The sequence below is a fragment of the Methylobacterium sp. J-059 genome (assembly GCF_022829485.1).
Taxonomy (GTDB): Bacteria; Pseudomonadota; Alphaproteobacteria; order Rhizobiales; family Beijerinckiaceae; genus Methylobacterium.
In genome coordinates, this window is the sequence record NZ_JAKSYA010000163.1 from 1 (window position 1) to 317 (window position 317).

At 63.1% G+C, this 317-nt stretch carries 1 pseudogene; it reads left to right on the forward strand.

Features of this window, described 5'->3' with window-relative positions:
• A pseudogene (locus tag MKK55_RS25170) lies at positions 1-317 on the forward strand (flagellar protein); the annotation flags it as partial.

Below are 317 nucleotides of genomic sequence, written 5' to 3' on the forward strand. Positions count from 1 at the left end.
GCTCAGATCTCGGCACGCTGCTCGACAGCCTCTCCAACGGCATGCAGACGATCCAGGCGGCAAAGCAGGGCATAACTTCGATCCAGAAGATCGTGGAACAGGCCAAGTCGACAGCCAACCAGGCACTAGCCACGCAGCTCAACACGAGCGGAACAGCAGGTGCAGCCTTCTCCGCCGCTGCCGGCACGATCACTTTGCAGGTCAAAGGCACCGCGGTATCGACCACGCTGACCGCCAGCGACACCATCGACACGACCATCGCCAAGCTGAACGCGGTGGTCGGTCCCCAGGGCGCGGGCAACGCGTTCAGCAAGGAC